Raw genomic sequence first — 13,906 nt, forward strand, 5'->3', positions numbered from 1 at the left:
CAGGACCGTCGGCACCCTCTGGGATACCATCGGCAGTCTCCTCGACCGCTTCAGTCCGAGCGAGTGCGCCGCCTACTTCCAACACTGCGGCTATGCACAGTCAGGGCAATAAAGGTCTAAGCGGCCCGGCGGCCCAGCGCGCGCAGCCTTGCCTCCCAGCGCGCCACGCCGGCGGCGTCCAGCGCGCCCACCTGCCCGACAAGCGTCGTCCGGACAGGCGCGAGGCCGACGAAGCGGAGGATGCTGCGCTCCAGCACGCGCACCCCGCCGCCACCGAACCACCAACGGTAGAGGAATACCGGCATGCCCATGGTGGCAATGATCCGGCCGGAGCGGCCACGCAGCGCCGGCTCGGTCCAGCCCCGGTCCTTGTAGCGGAAGGCGAAGCCCGGCCGCAGCGCCTGTTCCAGGAAGGCCTTCAGCAGGGCCGGCATGTCGCCGAGCCAGACGGGCATCACCACCACCCAGTGCTCGGCCCAGCCGAGCACTTCCTGTGCCGCGGCGATGTCGGGCGGCGGGGTGCCGTGCTCGAAATCCCGCTGGCTGCGGAGCAGCGGGACGCCCAGCCTCGCGGGCGCGATGACCCGGACCTCGTGCCCGGCCTCCCGCGCGCCGGCGGCATAGGCCTCGGCCAAGGCATGGCCAAGATGCGGGGCGGCGTCGGGATGACCCTGGATGATCGCGATGCGGCGCATACGAAAAGAATGGCGCCGCAGGCCGTGGCCCGCCTTGCGCCGCCGCAAGCGGGTCGCTCGACGCCTCCCGCACGGGACGGACCGGGTGACCCGGGCGGGACGGCCGCCGGAGCGCCGCCGCGCCGTTCGGCGGCCGGACCTTACCCTGAAGGAGGACGCCAGACCCGGGCCATGACATGCCGACGCATGTCATGCCTCAGACGTCGGCAGCCCTCCGGGCCATGGCTTCGCGGCGCATGCCGCAGGTCGGGACGTCGCGGGGCAGGCATCAGCCCCGCCCGACCACCTCGGCCAGCGCCTTGCCGACATCCACCGTTCCGGCATTGCCGCCCATGTCGCGGGTACGCGGGCCGCCCTCGGCCAGGTGCTTCTCGATCGCGCTCACGATCGCGTCCGCCGCGGCCTTCTCCCCCAGATGCTCCAGCATCATGGCGCCGGACCAGATCTGGCCGATGGGGTTGCAGATCCACTTGCCCGCGATGTCGGGGGCCGAGCCATGCACCGGCTCGAACATGCTCGGGAACGCCTTCTCCGGGTTGATATTGGCCGAGGGCGCGATGCCGATGGAGCCGGCGACGGCGGGGCCGAGATCCGAGAGGATGTCCCCGAACAGGTTGGAGCCGACCACCACGTCGAACCAGTCCGGGTGCTGCACGAAATGCGCGCAGAGGATGTCGATATGGAACTGGTCGGTGGTGACGTCCGGGTACTGCTTCGCCATGGCGGCGAAGCGCTCGTCCCAATAGGGCATGGTGAAGGTGATGCCGTTGGACTTGGTGGCGCTGGTCACCTTCCTGCGCTTGCGGGTCATCGCCAGTTCGAAGGCGTATTTCAGGATGCGGTCGGTGCCGGTGCGCGTCAGGACCGATTGCTGGGAGACGAATTCGCGGTCCGTCCCCTCGAACATGCGCCCGCCGACCGAGCTGTACTCGCCCTCGGTATTCTCGCGGACCACGTAGAAGTCGATATCCTCCGGCCCACGGTTGGCGAGCGGCGTCTTCGCGCCCGGCATCAGCTTGCAGGGGCGGAGGTTGACGTACTGGTCGAAGCCGCGGCGGATCGGGATCAGCAGGCCCCAGAGCGAGACATGGTCCGGCACGCCCGGCCAGCCGACCGCGCCGAGGAAGATCGAGTCGCTGTCCTTCAGCCGGTCCATGCCGTCATCCGGCATCATCCTGCCGGTCTTCTGGTAGGTGTCGCAGGACCAGTCGTATTCCGTCAGTTCCAGCTCGAAGCCGAAGCGGCGGGCGGCGGCGTCCAGCACGCGCAACCCCTCGGGCGTCGTCTCCTTGCCGATGCCGTCGCCGGGGATGACGGCGATGCGATACTTCCGCGCCATGGCGTGTCCTCCGATCAGGGGGCGCAACCTGAAGCGGAGGGCGCGGGCCGGCAAGCCCCCGCCCTGCAGGTGCAGGGCGCCCGCGTTATGCTATGCCCCCCACCCCGCCCGACCAGGACCCGCCATGCCGCCCTCCGTCGCCGACCTCGCCCCCTATGCCGATTTCGTCCTGCGGGACGCGGCCATCCCGGAGCTGCCGAACCACTACCGCGGCAAGGTGCGCGAGAATTACGACCTGCCGGACGGGCGCCGGATCATCATCGCCACCGACCGGCTCTCGGCTTTCGACCGTATCCTCACGGCGGTGCCGCTGAAGGGGCAGGTGCTGACCCAGCTCGCCCGCCATTGGTTCGAGCGGACGGCGGATCTCTGCCCGAACCATGTCATCGAATATCCGGACCCGAACGTGGTCGTCTGCCAGCGACTCTCCATCATGCCGGTCGAGGTGGTGGTGCGGGACTACCTGGCGGGCACCACCTCCACCTCCATCCTCTCCATGTACAGGGCGGGGCGGCGGGAGATGTACGGCCACCGCTTCCCGGACGGCCTTCGCCCGAACCAGAAGCTGCCGCAGACCATCCTGACACCGACCAGCAAGGCCTTCGATGCCGGCCATGACGAGGAGCTGACGCCGGCGCAGATCCTGGAGGGCAAGCTCCTGACCGCGGCGCAATGGGAGAAGGTTTCGGCCCTCGCCCTCTCGCTCTTCGCCCGCGGACGGGAGATGGCGGCGAAGCAGGGTCTGATCCTGGTGGATACGAAATACGAATTCGGCTTCGACGCGGCGGGCGAGATCGTCCTGGCCGACGAGATCCACACCCCGGATTCCAGCCGCTACTGGTTCGGGGCGAGCTACCCCGAGCGTTTCGAGGCCGGCCAGGCGCCGCAGAGCTTCGACAAGGACTTCGTCCGGAGCTGGGTCGTCGCCCGCTGCGATCCCTACAAGGACGCGATCCCGGAGATCCCGCGCGAAGTGAACCTCGAAGCCTCACGGATCTATATCGAGGCCTTCGAGATGGTGACCGGCAGGCCCTTCCCCCTGCCGCCCACGGACCGCCCGGTGCTGGAGCGCATCCGGGCCAATCTCCGTCCCTATTTCTGAGCGGGCGCCCGGGCCCGGACACCGCCGCCAGGAAGGCGTTCATCCGGGCAGAGCCTGCGGCCGGACGAGGTAGTCCGGCAGGCCGGAACGGCCCGGGCAGCGTTCTCCCGAACTGGCCACGCCCCCGCCACGCAGGGGCACGCCTCCCGGAGCGAGGCGAGAGGCTCTCGCAAACAGGGCAGGCCGGCCGGCTTCCGCCCCGGGCGACCGCCCTCAGCGCCGCAGCGGGATCAGCCGCCAGGCCAGGGCGAACAAGGGCACGGCCAGCGCCACCACCCCCGCCCAGACGGCCGGACGCAGGCCGAAGCTGACATCCAGATTCGCCCACAGGATGCGCCCGGCTGGCAGGTTGGTCGCCAGGGCGAACCAGGCATATTCGATCCCTGCCGCCGCCAGCACCGTCAGCGGCGCCAGCGCGACCAGCGCCGGCAACCGCACCCGCCAGCCCGCCGGCATCGCGCGCCACAGCAGCAGCCAGGCCAGGAAGCCGGCCGCCATCACCGCTTCCCACAGCTGCGACTTGGACTGCAGGAAGAAGTGGAGGACCCCAAGCGCGGCGATCGGGAAGGCCAGCGCATGCAGCCGCTTCCAGCGCGGGCCGAGCTGCCGGATCCAGCCATCGGACGAAGTCCAGCCGAGGACCGCCAGCCCCAGCAGGGCGACGAAGCCGATGGTCAGGTAGACACGCAGCGCGATCTCGGATGCCACTTTCCACAACGAGAAATTCTCGTGCCCGACGTAGAGCGCGAGGTGCAGCCCGGCATAGGCCAGGGTGGTCAGGCCGAGGAGCCGCCGCAGGGCCAGGATGCGCGGCTCCGCCAGGATCTTCCCGATCGGCGTCACCGCCAGGGTCAGCAGCAGCAGGCGGATGGTCCAGAGGCCGATCTCCTTCAGCGCCGCCTTCCAGGGCTCCGGCCCCAGCAGGCCGAGCGCGGCCTGCGCGGCCACCCAGGCGGCCGGCGCCATCAGCAGGGCAAAGACGATGGCCCGCAGCACGGAGAACCGGCCGGCGCGGTCCTGCCAGGGCCAGGTGAAGGGGCGCGGCCGCCCGGCCGGCAGGGGAAAGGCGGAGCGGAGGATGGCCTGCATCATGCCTGACATGTCGTCGCGCCCGCCGCTCCGGGAACCCCCTGCCCCGCCGACAACCCCTCGAGCGCCACCGGCCCAACCCGGTGGCGGCGGATGCGCTCCTGTGGCGCGGCCTGCGCCTTCTCGCCGGGGCTGGCCGTATAGGCGGCCGGGAGAGGTCTCCGCCGCGGCCAGTCCTGGGGCCACGGGGCAGCCCGGAGGTGCCGGGCCGGGAACGCCCCACTCCTGCCGTCCCGGCCACCGCAGGCCGGTGTCACACCCAGCCGCGCGCCCGGATCTCGGCTGCCACCCGCCCCGCCTCGTCCAGCGGCTGCCGCGGGAAGGGCGCCGGCGCCGCCGCCAGCATCCTGGCCTGGCCGGCGGCGATCAGGCTGCCATGCAGCCGCATATGCCGCGGCCCGAGCCCGCCGGGATCGGCGATGAAGACCGGCACGGCGGTCGCCAGTGCTTCTGACAGCATGGAGACGCTGTCGCCCGTCACCACCACCGCATCCGCCCAGGCGAGGAAGCCGGCATAGGGGTTCGGGCCGCCATCACCCCAGCGATGCAGCCGATGCGGCCGGCCGGCGAGGGCGCCGGCCAGCGCCTCGGTCGCCGCGGCGCCGGTGCGGCGGCTGGCGGTCGCCAGGACGCTGCCGGCGAAGCCCGCGACCTCCGCCCCGAGCGCGGCGGCGATGCCGGGCGCCATGTTCTCCGCCCGCACCGGCCCGCCCACCAGCAGGGCGACGCGCGGCCTGGGCAGGTCCGCCAGCACCGCCCATTCCGCCCCCGCCGCCGCCAGCCGCGCCGGGGTCATGCGGTGGCAGGCGCCCAGGATGGGAAAGGCATTGGCCGCCTCCGGCGGTTGGTCCTGGGCGGAGCGCGCCGGGGAAAGGTCGTGCCGGCCGAGCACCAGCAGGTCGAACCCCGCCGCCCCCGCGCCCGGTCGCATGCAATGCACCAGCCGTGCCCCCTGCCGCCCCAGCCAGCGCGCGACCGGGGCCGAGCGCCGGCCGGCGGAGAGCACCAGCCTCGGCCAGGGCGCGCGCAGCCGGGCCCGCGCTGCGGAGTCGAGGCCGGCCAGGCTCGGCCAGGGCCAGGGCACCCGGGCGAGCGGCCCCCAGCCGAGCGGGACGGTCCGGAAGGGCACCCCCAGCCGTTCCGCGATGCCGAGCGGCTGGGCCGCCGTGCCGGCGCGCGGATCGGCCAGGACCCAGGTCGTCGCCTCCTCCGTCATGGACGCCGTTCCGCGTGAGGGTTACGAGACGGCGACACGACGCCGGCAGGGATATGCGCCATGGCCATGCAACATGCTTCCGACTGGGACCGGGACGCCGCGCTGACGACCGCGCGCATCCTGCTGGAGATCAAGGCGGTGAATTTCCGCCCGGAGGAGCCCTACACCTTCACGAGCGGCTGGAAGAGCCCTGTCTATATCGACTGCCGCAAGATCATCTACTTCCCCCGCGCCCGGACCAAGATCTGCGACCTGGGCGTCGAGAAGATCGGCCGGCATGTCGGTTATGAGACCATCGAGGTGGTGGCGGGCGGCGAGACGGCCGGCATCCCCTTCGCCGCCTGGATCGCCGAGCGCATGGCAACACCGATGGCCTATGTGCGCAAGAAGCCGAAGGGCTTCGGCCGCGGCGCGCAGATCGAGGGCGACGTGCCGGAGGGCAAGAACACCCTGCTGGTCGAGGACCTGACGACCGATGGGGGTTCCAAGATCCGCTTCGCCCAGGCGCTGCGCGATGCGGGCGCGACCTGCGACCACACCTTCGTGGTCTTCTATTACGGCGTCTTCCCCGGCAGCTTCGAGACCATGAAGAATATGGGCCTCAACCTCCACCACCTCTGCACTTGGTGGGACGTGCTGGAGGTCTGCCGCGAGCGCCCCTATTTCGCCGAGAGCGCGCTGAAGGAAGTGCGGAAATTCCTGGAGGACCCGGTGGCCTGGTCGAAGGCGCATGGCGGTATCGGCTCGGTCGAGGAGGCGCGGGCGATGCGCGACGGGGCGGAGAAGGGCTAGGCCGCGAAGCAGGCGGCCCGATGCGAAGGAGAGACCGGATGAACCGACCCACCGCCCCCCTTCGCATCCCGGCGCGGGCCGCGGCATGAGCCGGGCCGTCCTGGCCGGCCTCGCCGGCGCCGTGCTGGCGGCCCTGCCCGCCGCCGCACAGGGCCAGCGCGAGACGCTGACCATCGGCATCACCCAGTATCCCAGCACCTTCCACCCCAATATCGAGAACATGGCGGCGAAGTCCTATGTCCTCGGCTTCGCCCGCCGCCCGGTCACCGCCTATGGCCCGGACTGGCAGCTCACCTGCCTGCTCTGCGAGACGCTGCCGACGCTGGAGAACGGCCTCGCGGTGCGGGAGACGACGGCCGAGGGCAAGCCAGGCCTCCGCGTCACCTACCGCCTCCGCGCCGATGCCCGCTGGGGGGATGGCACGCCCGTCTCGGCCGAGGATCTGCGCTTCGCCTGGGAAGCCGGGCGGAACCCGGAGACCGGCTTCGGTCCGGCGGAGTTCTACCGCTCCACCTATGAGCTGATCGTCGAGGATGCGCGCACCGTCACGCTGCGCGTCGATAAGGTGACCTTCGACTTCGCCTCGCTCGGCGACTTCCAGCCCCTGCCGGCGCATGTCGAACGCACCCGCTGGAGCCAGGAGCCGCGCACCTACCGCAACCGCACGGCCTATGACACCGAGACGACGAACCCCGCCCTCTGGTCCGGCCCGTACCGCATCACCGGGGTGCAGCCCGGCGCCGGCGTGACGCTGGAGCGCAACTCGACCTGGCAGGGCCCCTCGCCCGCCTTCCGGCGCATCCAGATCCGCACGGTCGAGAACACCGCGGCGCTGGAGGCGCAGCTGCTGGCGGGGCAGCTCGACATGGTGGCGGGCGAGCTCGGCCTGCCGGTCGAGCAGGCGGCGGCGCTGGAGCGGCGCACCGGCAGCCGCTTCCACATCGAGTACAAGCCGGGGCTGATCTACGAGCATCTCGACCTGCGGCTGGACAACCCGGTCCTGGCGGACCCGCGGGTGCGGCAGGCCCTGCTGCTGGCGATCGACCGGGCGCAGATCGTCGCCCGGCTGTTCGAGGGGCGGCAGACCGTCGCGCATAGCAGCGTCAACCCGCTCGATCCGATGCATGATCCCGGCGTCCGCGCCTGGCCCTTCGACCCGGCCCGCGCCAATGCGCTGCTGGACGCGGCGGGCTGGACCCGCGGGCCGGACGACATCCGCCGCAACCCGGGCGGCGACCGGCTCTCGGTCGAGCTGATGACCACCGCCGGCAACCGGGCGCGGGAGGCAGTGCAGCAGGTGCTGCAGGGCATGTGGCGCCAGGCGGGCATCGAGGCGCGGATCAGGAACGAGCCGCCGCGGGTCTTCTTCGCCGAGACCATGTCGAAGCGCCGCTTCCAGGGCGCCGCCCTCTTCGCCTGGATCAGCGCGCCGGAGGGCGTGCCGCGCAGCACCCTGCACTCCGAGGAGATTCCGACCGAGGCCCGCAACTGGTCCGGCCAGAACTACACGGGCTACCGCAACCCGGAGATGGACGCGCTGCTGGAGGCGATCCCGGTGGAGCTGGACCGGGAGAAGCGCCGCGCCCTCTGGTCCCGCCTGCAGGCGATCTATGCGGAGGAGCTGCCGGCGCTGCCGCTCTGGTTCCGCGCCGATGCGCATATCTGGCCGCACTGGCTGGGGAATGTGCGGCCGACCGGGCATCTGAACCCGACCTCCCTCTGGGTGGAGGAGTGGCGGGTGCGGTAGCACCCGCCTTGCAGGTCTCCCTCAGAACCGCGTCGTCAGCGCGAAACGTGCGGCGAAGGGCGCGCCCGGGGTGATGTTGTTGTTGCTGTGCGCCACGGGGTAGTACTTCGCGCCGAAGAGATTCTCGAAATTCGCCTGCGCCGTGATGCGGTCCGTGACGTTCCAGTAGAGCGCGGCGTCGAAGCGCGTGAAGGCCGGGATCCGCACCGCGTTGTCCGTCGCGGCGTAGTAGCCGGACTGGTGCACCACGCCGAGCCCGGCGCCGAACTGCGGCAGGAAATCGTAGCGGTTCCAGAGGGAGAGGGTGTTCTGCGGCACGAAGGGCACGTTGTTGCCCTTCCTGACGGTCGCCGACTGGTCGCTGGTGATCTCCGATTCCTGGATCGCCCAGCCGCCCAGCACGCTCCACTTGTCGGTGACGCGGCCGCGCGCGCCCAGCTCGAAGCCACGCGTGCGGGTGCCGTCCACCAGGATGGAGCGGGTGATGTCGTTCGGGTCGGTCACCGCCAGGTTGGTGCGGTCAAGCTGATACAGCGCCGCGGTGACGGAGAAGGCCGGCCGGACATCCCACTTGGCGCCGACCTCGTAATTGGTGAAGCGCTCCGGCTTCAGCGACTGGTTGGTCACGGTCAGCGAGCCGAGCTGCTCGCCCGCCCGTGGCAGGTAGGTGTTGCTGAAGCTGGCATAGAGCGAGAGCGGCAGCTGCCGGAGCGGCTGCCAGACCAGGCCGATGCGCGGCGAGACGGTGTTGTCCGTCTGCTCGAGGCTCTGGCCGGTGCGGTTGTTGCGGACATCCACGTTGAAGTGGTCGAAGCGCAGCCCGGCGATCAGCTGCAGCCCCGGCAGGAGCTGCACCTGGTCCTGCAGGTAGAAGGCGGCCGTGCTGGCGACGCTGCTGTTGTTGGCATCGGTCGCGCTCTGGCGGAAGGTGACCGGCACGTTGATGCGGGTGGCGCCGAGCGGGGTGACGAAGCTGGTGGCATTCGCGCCGACCGAGGTGAAGTAGCCGGTATTGCGGTAGTTGTCCGTCTCCTGCCGCGCCAGTTCGACGCCGGCCAGGATCTTGTGCTGGAAGGGCCCGGTCGTCAGGTCGAAGACCAGGTCGGTCTGGTTGATCAGGTTCTGCCGGTGGGTCGCCATGTTGTAGGCCGCGATCGAGACCGCCTGGCCATTGGCGCTGACCGCGCCGGAGAAGACGTTCTGGTAGAACTTGTCGTAATCGGCGAAGCGGAACTGGTTGCGCAGCAGCACGCCGTTGGTGAAGCGGTGCTCGGCCGAGAGGTTCAGGGCGTTGACCTGGGCATGCACCGGGCTGCGGCCGGGATCGCCGACGAAGGTGGAGCGGCCGAGGTCGAGCGGCCGGCCGCGGAAGGAGGGGACGCCGCGGTCCGCCGTGCGCTCGTCGCGGAAATACTCGTAGGAGGCGCGGATGAGGGTGGAATCGCCGATGCGGAAGGCGAAGGTCGGGTTGATGCCGTAGCGCTTGATGTTCACGCCGTCGCGGTAGCTGTCCGACTCCTCGTACATGCCGAGCAGCCGGAAGGCGGCGTTCTCGTTGATCGCCTGGCCGAGGTCTAGGCTGCCGCGCCACTGGCCGAAGGAGCCGGCCTGCAGCCGGACCTCCCGCCGCTGCTCCCAGTCCGCCTGCTTGGTCACGCGGTTGATCACGCCGCCGGTGCCGCCGCGGCCGAAGATCATCGCATTCGGGCCGAGCAGCACCTCGACGCGGTCGATGTTGTAGAAATCACGGTAGTACTGAACGTCGTCACGGAGACCGTCGACGAATAGGTCGGCGGTGGTGGACTGGCCGCGCAGCACGGGGGTGTCGCGGTTGCCTTCGCCCTGCGCATAGCCGGCGCCGGGCACGTAGCGCAGCACGTCGCCCAGGTTCTGCGCGGAGAGATCGCGGATCGCTTCCTGCGTGATGACGGTCACGCTCTGCGGCACGTCGCGCAGCGGCGTGTCGGTCTTCGTCGCCGTGCCGGTGCGCTGCGCGGCATAGCCCGTGGCCGCGGCCGGGGCGGCGCTGACATCGATCTGCGGCAGGGCGATGGCGCCGCCCTCGGCCGGGGCGGCTGGTGCCGCCGCCTGGGCCAGGGCGGCCGCCGGCGCCGCGAGGGTGATGGCGAGCAGCGAACTCGCCGCCATCAGCCGCGCCCGCAGGCAGGGGCGCCCAGATTGCCGGATTACGGCCGCCCCGCCCTGCCCGTTCGCTCCCGCGTCCCGCCCTGCCTCGTGCATCGGTCCCAACTCCGTATCCGAGAATGCGAATCAGTCGCATTTGCGGGGCTTAGAACGCAGATCGGTCGGTCTGGCAAGGGGCTGCCGCTTGCGCGGACCGGCCGGTTGCCGGCTGCAGGCCACACCACGTCGTGATTCCCGCCGGCCGCCCGGACGCGTGGCCGCATCCGGGTCGGGGCGCCGCACCTGCGGCGGGCCGACCCGGGCAGGCTGGCGCGCGCGTTGCACTGGCGCCCGCGTTGCACTGGCGCCCGCGTTGCACTGGAGCGCGCGTTGCAAGAGTCGAGGATCGGAGCCATCGATCCAAGGCCAGGTTTGCAAGTTATTCGCAATTGCAGTAGGCCTCGCCGCATGTCCAGCCCGGCGCATGCGCCCTCCCCCGAGAACCCGGCCATGGCGCACCTCCCGGCCAGGACAGGGCGCCGCCCGGGCGGCAGCCCCTCTCGGCCTCTCCTGCTGCTGCATCGCTGGGCGGGGCTCCTGCTCGGCCTCGTTCTTGCCGTCATCGGGGCGACCGGCAGCATCCTCTCCTTCCAGCGGGAGATCGGGGCGGCGCTCAACCCGGCGCTGTTCCATGCCTCCGGCCCCGCCGATCCGGCGATCGGCTTCGCGGCGATCCGGCGCCTGGCCGAGGCCCGCGGCCAAGCCATCGGCAGCATCCGCCCGCCGGACACGGTCTGGCCGGTCTGGGTGGTCTCGCCACCGCGCGGCGCGCGCGGGACGCTGACCGCGCATTACGACCCCACGACCGGCACCCTGCTCGGCGAACGCGACCCGCGCCGCAGCGTCATCGGCGTGACACGCGAACTGCACGACACGCTCCTGCTCCGCGACCACGGCGGACGCCAGGCGGTGGGCTGGCTCGGCGTGGCGACGCTGCTGTTCTGCGCCACCGGCATCTGGCTGTGGTGGCCGCGCACCGGCGGCCTCGGCCGTGCCCTGGTCACCCTGCGCCGCCGGCCCGCGCTGCTGCTGCACCTCGACCTGCACCGGGTCGTCGGGATCTGGATGGCGGCGGTGCTGGCGGTGGTCGCCTTTTCCGGCATCGCCATCATCTTCCCCGGCTGGTTCCGTCCGCTGCTCGGCATCGAGGCGCCCGCCCCCGCCCCGCAGCGCCCCGGCCCCGCCGGGCGCGGAGAGGCGCGCGAGGCGCCGCGGCAGGACCGCCCTGGCGCGCCCGTGGGGCCGGATGCCGATGTGATCGCCGCCATGGTGCTCACCCATCTGCCGGGCCAGGAGGTCACCGGCGTGACGCCGCCGGCGCGCCCGGGCCAGCCCTGGTCGGTGACGCTGCGCCCTCTCGGCACCGATCCGGAGATCCGCGGCCGCACCATGCTCAGCCTCGATGCCACCTCCGGCGCCGTGCTGCAGGAGCGCGGCCCACGCACCCGCGGCGCGGCGGGGGAGGCGCTGGCGCAGCAGCGCTGGCTGCATGGCGGCGCCCTGCTCGGCATGCCCGGCCGGGTCGTCGTGTTCCTCTCCGGCCTGGCCATGCCGCTCTTCTTCGTCACCGGCCTCGCCGCCTGGCTGCTCCGCCGCCGCAACCGCCGCCGCCTCCGCGCTGCCGCCTTCCTGTCCGGGAGCCCCGCATGAACCCCGCCCCCCCTGATCTCTCGCCCCTCGCCCTTCTCCTGCAGGCGGATATCGTCGTGCAGGCGGTGATGGCGGTGCTGGCGCTCGCCTCGCTCGCCTGCTGGGCCATCATCCTCGAGAAGACGGTGGTGCTGCGCCGCCTGGCGCGGGAGGCGCGTGCGCTGGCCGCCCAGGCAAGGGTGCGGCCGGACGGTGCCGCCCCCGCGGGTGAGGGCCTTGCCGCCGTGACGCTCCGCGCCGGCCATGCGGAATGGCGCGAGGGGCGCGACCATGCCGAGACCGCCGGCGAGTTCCGCGACCGGCTGGAGCGCGCCATGCGCGGCGCCGTGACGCAGGAACTGCGCCAGGCGGAACCCGGCCTGCCGCTGCTGGCGACCATCGGCTCGGTCAGCCCCTTCATCGGCCTCTTCGGCACGGTCTGGGGCATCATGCACAGCTTCTCCGGCATCGCCGCGCAGCAGGACACCAGCCTCGCCACCGTGGCGCCGGGCATAGCGGAGGCGCTCTTCGCCACCGCCATCGGCCTTGTCGCCGCCATTCCCGCGACCATCGCCTACAACCGCTACGCCACCCGCCTCTCCCGCATCCGGCAGGAGGCGCTGGCCGCGGCCGGCGCGATCGCCGGGCGGCTGGCGCGCCGGCCGGCCCTGGTGGCCGGCGGCCGCGCGGCGGCGGAGTAGCGGCCATGGCCATGATGCTGCCGGGCGGAGGCAAGGAAGACGGGGAGGCGCATCCCGTCGCCGACATCAATGTGACGCCGCTGGTCGATGTGATGCTGGTGCTGCTGGTCATCTTCATGGTGACGGCGCCGATGCTGACGGCCGGCGTCACCGTGGACCTGCCACGCACCGCGGCCCCGCGACTCGCCCCGCCGGAGCCGCCGGAGCCGCCGCTGGAACTTGGCCTGACGCGGGACGGCAAGCTTTTCCTGTTCAAGGAGGAACTGGCCGAGCCGGAACTGGAGCCGCGCCTCGCCGCCCTGCATGCCGAAACGCCGGACCGCGCCCTGCATCTCCGCGCCGATCGCGGCATCGAATATGGCGAGGTGCTGCGGGTGATGGGGCTGGTGCACCGCGCCGGCATCCACCGGGTGGCGCTGGTCTCGCAGCCCGAGCCGGCGCCCGCGGCGCGCTGATCGATGGCGCTCGGCAGGCCCCGCCCGGTCCCCATGGCACTGGAGACACCCCCGACCCCGCCGGCGGCCGCACCGGCCCCGCCCGGCCCGGCCGCCCGGGGCCGCGCCCTGGCCTGGGCCGGCTCCGCCGCGCTGCATCTGGCGGCCGGCGCCGTGCTGATGATCGGCCTGCCGGCGAAGCCGCCGCAGGCGCTGCCGGTGATGCTGCTGGAGATGCCGGCCCCTGAACCCTCGCTGCCGGTCGAAGCGCCGATGCCGGCCGGACAGATGGCAGCCGAGGCAGCACCGGAACCCCTGCCCCCCATCCCCGCCGAGCCGCCGCCGCCGGAGCCGCCCCCCATGGCCGAGCCGCCGCCGGAACCGCCGCCGCCGCTCGCCGAGGCGCCGCCGGAACCGCCGCCGCCCGAGCCGGCGAAGGTCGATCCGCCACCACCCGAGCCGCCGGCCACGGCGGCGGAGCTGCCGCCGCCGCCGCCCCCGCCGCCGCCCGCCCCGGCGCAGCCGCGCCGCCCGCCACCGCCGCGCCCGGCCATGGCGCAGGCCGCGCCGAGCCCCGCGCCTGCCGCGCCGCCTAGCCCGCCCGCCGCAGCGCCGGCCCCGGCGGCGGCCATGGCGGCGCCCTCGCCGCACTATGTCGCGCAGCTCTTCGCCGCGCTGGAACGCCACAAGACCTATCCCTCCGAGGCCCGCTACCGGCGTGCCCAGGGCGTCGCCATGCTCCGCTTCCGGATGCGGCGCGACGGCACGGTCGTCGGCTACCGGCTGGAGCGCAGCGCCGGCGACGCCGCGCTGGACGAGGCGGTGCTGGCCATGATCCAGCGCGCCTCCCCGCTGCCCGCCCCGCCGGCCGAGTTGCCGGGCGACCCGATCGAGCTGACCGTGCCGGTCCGCTTCGCCCTGCGCTGAGCGGCGGCATCACCGCGCCGTATTCGCGGCAGCGCCGGCATCGGTGCCAGA

At 72.4% G+C, this 13,906-nt stretch carries 12 protein-coding genes; 7 read left to right on the forward strand and 5 right to left on the reverse strand.

Translation table 11 applies throughout. From position 1 onward, the window contains the following. Window positions 1–116: 116 nt before the first annotated feature. Together LHA35_RS01305 and LHA35_RS01310 are read right to left on the reverse strand one after the other, a co-directional pair. Window positions 117–695, reverse strand: coding sequence for an NAD(P)H-dependent oxidoreductase (locus tag LHA35_RS01305; RefSeq protein WP_226603517.1), 579 nt, complete (start codon window positions 693–695; stop codon window positions 117–119). A gap of 268 nt (window positions 696–963) precedes the next feature. Beyond that, window positions 964–2,034, reverse strand: coding sequence for a tartrate dehydrogenase (locus tag LHA35_RS01310; protein ID WP_226603520.1), 1,071 nt, complete (start codon window positions 2,032–2,034; stop codon window positions 964–966). 124 nt (window positions 2,035–2,158) lie between these two features. On the opposite strand from LHA35_RS01310, the gene LHA35_RS01315 reads away from it, so the two are divergent. Then, window positions 2,159–3,136 (forward strand): phosphoribosylaminoimidazolesuccinocarboxamide synthase, encoded by a 978-nt coding sequence (locus LHA35_RS01315; protein ID WP_226603523.1) that lies wholly within the window; start codon window positions 2,159–2,161, stop codon window positions 3,134–3,136. Window positions 3,137–3,349: 213 nt separating this feature from the next. Here LHA35_RS01315 and LHA35_RS01320 read toward each other — a convergent pair whose 3' ends face one another. After that, window positions 3,350–4,228 carry a protein-methionine-sulfoxide reductase heme-binding subunit MsrQ gene (locus tag LHA35_RS01320; RefSeq protein WP_226603526.1) on the reverse strand — a complete coding sequence of 293 codons (879 nt, stop codon included), beginning with the start codon at window positions 4,226–4,228 and terminating at the stop codon, window positions 3,350–3,352. Between the two features lie 250 nt (window positions 4,229–4,478). Then, complete coding sequence (locus tag LHA35_RS01325; RefSeq protein WP_226603528.1) at window positions 4,479–5,441, reverse strand: mitochondrial fission ELM1 family protein; 963 nt, start codon at window positions 5,439–5,441, stop codon at window positions 4,479–4,481. 60 nt (window positions 5,442–5,501) lie between these two features. Here LHA35_RS01325 and LHA35_RS01330 point away from each other — a divergent pair, with 60 nt between their 5' ends. Both LHA35_RS01330 and LHA35_RS01335 read left to right on the forward strand, forming a co-directional pair. Further along, entirely contained in the window at window positions 5,502–6,233 is a 732-nt protein-coding gene (locus tag LHA35_RS01330) for an orotate phosphoribosyltransferase (RefSeq protein WP_226603531.1), read from the forward strand. Between the two features lie 85 nt (window positions 6,234–6,318). Next, on the forward strand, window positions 6,319–7,980 hold the full coding sequence (locus tag LHA35_RS01335) for a peptide ABC transporter substrate-binding protein (RefSeq protein WP_226603534.1): 1,662 nt from the start codon (window positions 6,319–6,321) through the stop codon (window positions 7,978–7,980). Between the two features lie 21 nt (window positions 7,981–8,001). Here the strand turns inward: LHA35_RS01335 and LHA35_RS01340 are convergent, their stop codons facing one another. Then, entirely contained in the window at window positions 8,002–10,128 is a 2,127-nt protein-coding gene (locus tag LHA35_RS01340) for a TonB-dependent receptor (RefSeq protein ID WP_226603536.1), read from the reverse strand. A 444-nt stretch (window positions 10,129–10,572) separates the two neighbouring features. Between LHA35_RS01340 and LHA35_RS01345 the strand changes: the two genes are divergently transcribed. Genes LHA35_RS01345 through LHA35_RS01360 form a run of 4 tightly spaced genes read left to right on the forward strand, consistent with a single transcriptional unit; the run spans window position 10,573 to window position 13,855 of the window. Next, window positions 10,573–11,814: a PepSY-associated TM helix domain-containing protein gene (locus LHA35_RS01345; protein WP_226603538.1), complete on the forward strand. Its 1,242-nt coding sequence runs from the start codon at window positions 10,573–10,575 to the stop codon at window positions 11,812–11,814. Further along, window positions 11,811–12,494 carry a MotA/TolQ/ExbB proton channel family protein gene (locus tag LHA35_RS01350; RefSeq protein ID WP_226603540.1) on the forward strand — a complete coding sequence of 228 codons (684 nt, stop codon included), beginning with the start codon at window positions 11,811–11,813 and terminating at the stop codon, window positions 12,492–12,494. The genes LHA35_RS01345 and LHA35_RS01350 overlap by 4 nt, the downstream gene beginning before the upstream one ends. A gap of 5 nt (window positions 12,495–12,499) precedes the next feature. Further along, entirely contained in the window at window positions 12,500–12,949 is a 450-nt protein-coding gene (locus LHA35_RS01355) for a biopolymer transporter ExbD (RefSeq protein WP_226603544.1), read from the forward strand. Window positions 12,950–12,982: 33 nt separating this feature from the next. Beyond that, window positions 12,983–13,855, forward strand: a complete 873-nt coding sequence (locus LHA35_RS01360) for an energy transducer TonB (RefSeq protein WP_226603546.1) — start codon at window positions 12,983–12,985, stop codon at window positions 13,853–13,855. Window positions 13,856–13,906 lie beyond the last annotated feature (51 nt).

Origin of the sequence: Roseicella aerolata, from assembly GCF_020523605.1 — a bacterium.
Classification (GTDB): Bacteria; Pseudomonadota; Alphaproteobacteria; order Acetobacterales; family Acetobacteraceae; genus Paracraurococcus; species Paracraurococcus aerolatus.

Excerpts from the sequence above, each read along its gene's own strand:
- LHA35_RS01310 (WP_226603520.1), bottom strand. The coding sequence starts at position 2,034 with ATGGCGCGGAAGTATCGCATCGCCGTCATCCCCGGCGACGGCATCGGC.
- LHA35_RS01320 (WP_226603526.1), bottom strand. The coding sequence starts at position 4,228 with ATGATGCAGGCCATCCTCCGCTCCGCCTTTCCCCTGCCGGCCGGGCGG.
- LHA35_RS01350 (WP_226603540.1), top strand. The coding sequence starts at position 11,811 with ATGAACCCCGCCCCCCCTGATCTCTCGCCCCTCGCCCTTCTCCTGCAG.
- LHA35_RS01340 (WP_226603536.1), bottom strand. The coding sequence starts at position 10,128 with ATGGCGGCGAGTTCGCTGCTCGCCATCACCCTCGCGGCGCCGGCGGCC.
- LHA35_RS01335 (WP_226603534.1), top strand. The coding sequence starts at position 6,319 with ATGAGCCGGGCCGTCCTGGCCGGCCTCGCCGGCGCCGTGCTGGCGGCC.
- LHA35_RS01360 (WP_226603546.1), top strand. The coding sequence starts at position 12,983 with ATGGCACTGGAGACACCCCCGACCCCGCCGGCGGCCGCACCGGCCCCG.
- LHA35_RS01345 (WP_226603538.1), top strand. The coding sequence starts at position 10,573 with ATGTCCAGCCCGGCGCATGCGCCCTCCCCCGAGAACCCGGCCATGGCG.
- LHA35_RS01355 (WP_226603544.1), top strand. The coding sequence starts at position 12,500 with ATGGCCATGATGCTGCCGGGCGGAGGCAAGGAAGACGGGGAGGCGCAT.
- LHA35_RS01330 (WP_226603531.1), top strand. The coding sequence starts at position 5,502 with ATGGCCATGCAACATGCTTCCGACTGGGACCGGGACGCCGCGCTGACG.
- LHA35_RS01315 (WP_226603523.1), top strand. The coding sequence starts at position 2,159 with ATGCCGCCCTCCGTCGCCGACCTCGCCCCCTATGCCGATTTCGTCCTG.
- LHA35_RS01305 (WP_226603517.1), bottom strand. The coding sequence starts at position 695 with ATGCGCCGCATCGCGATCATCCAGGGTCATCCCGACGCCGCCCCGCAT.
- LHA35_RS01325 (WP_226603528.1), bottom strand. The coding sequence starts at position 5,441 with ATGACGGAGGAGGCGACGACCTGGGTCCTGGCCGATCCGCGCGCCGGC.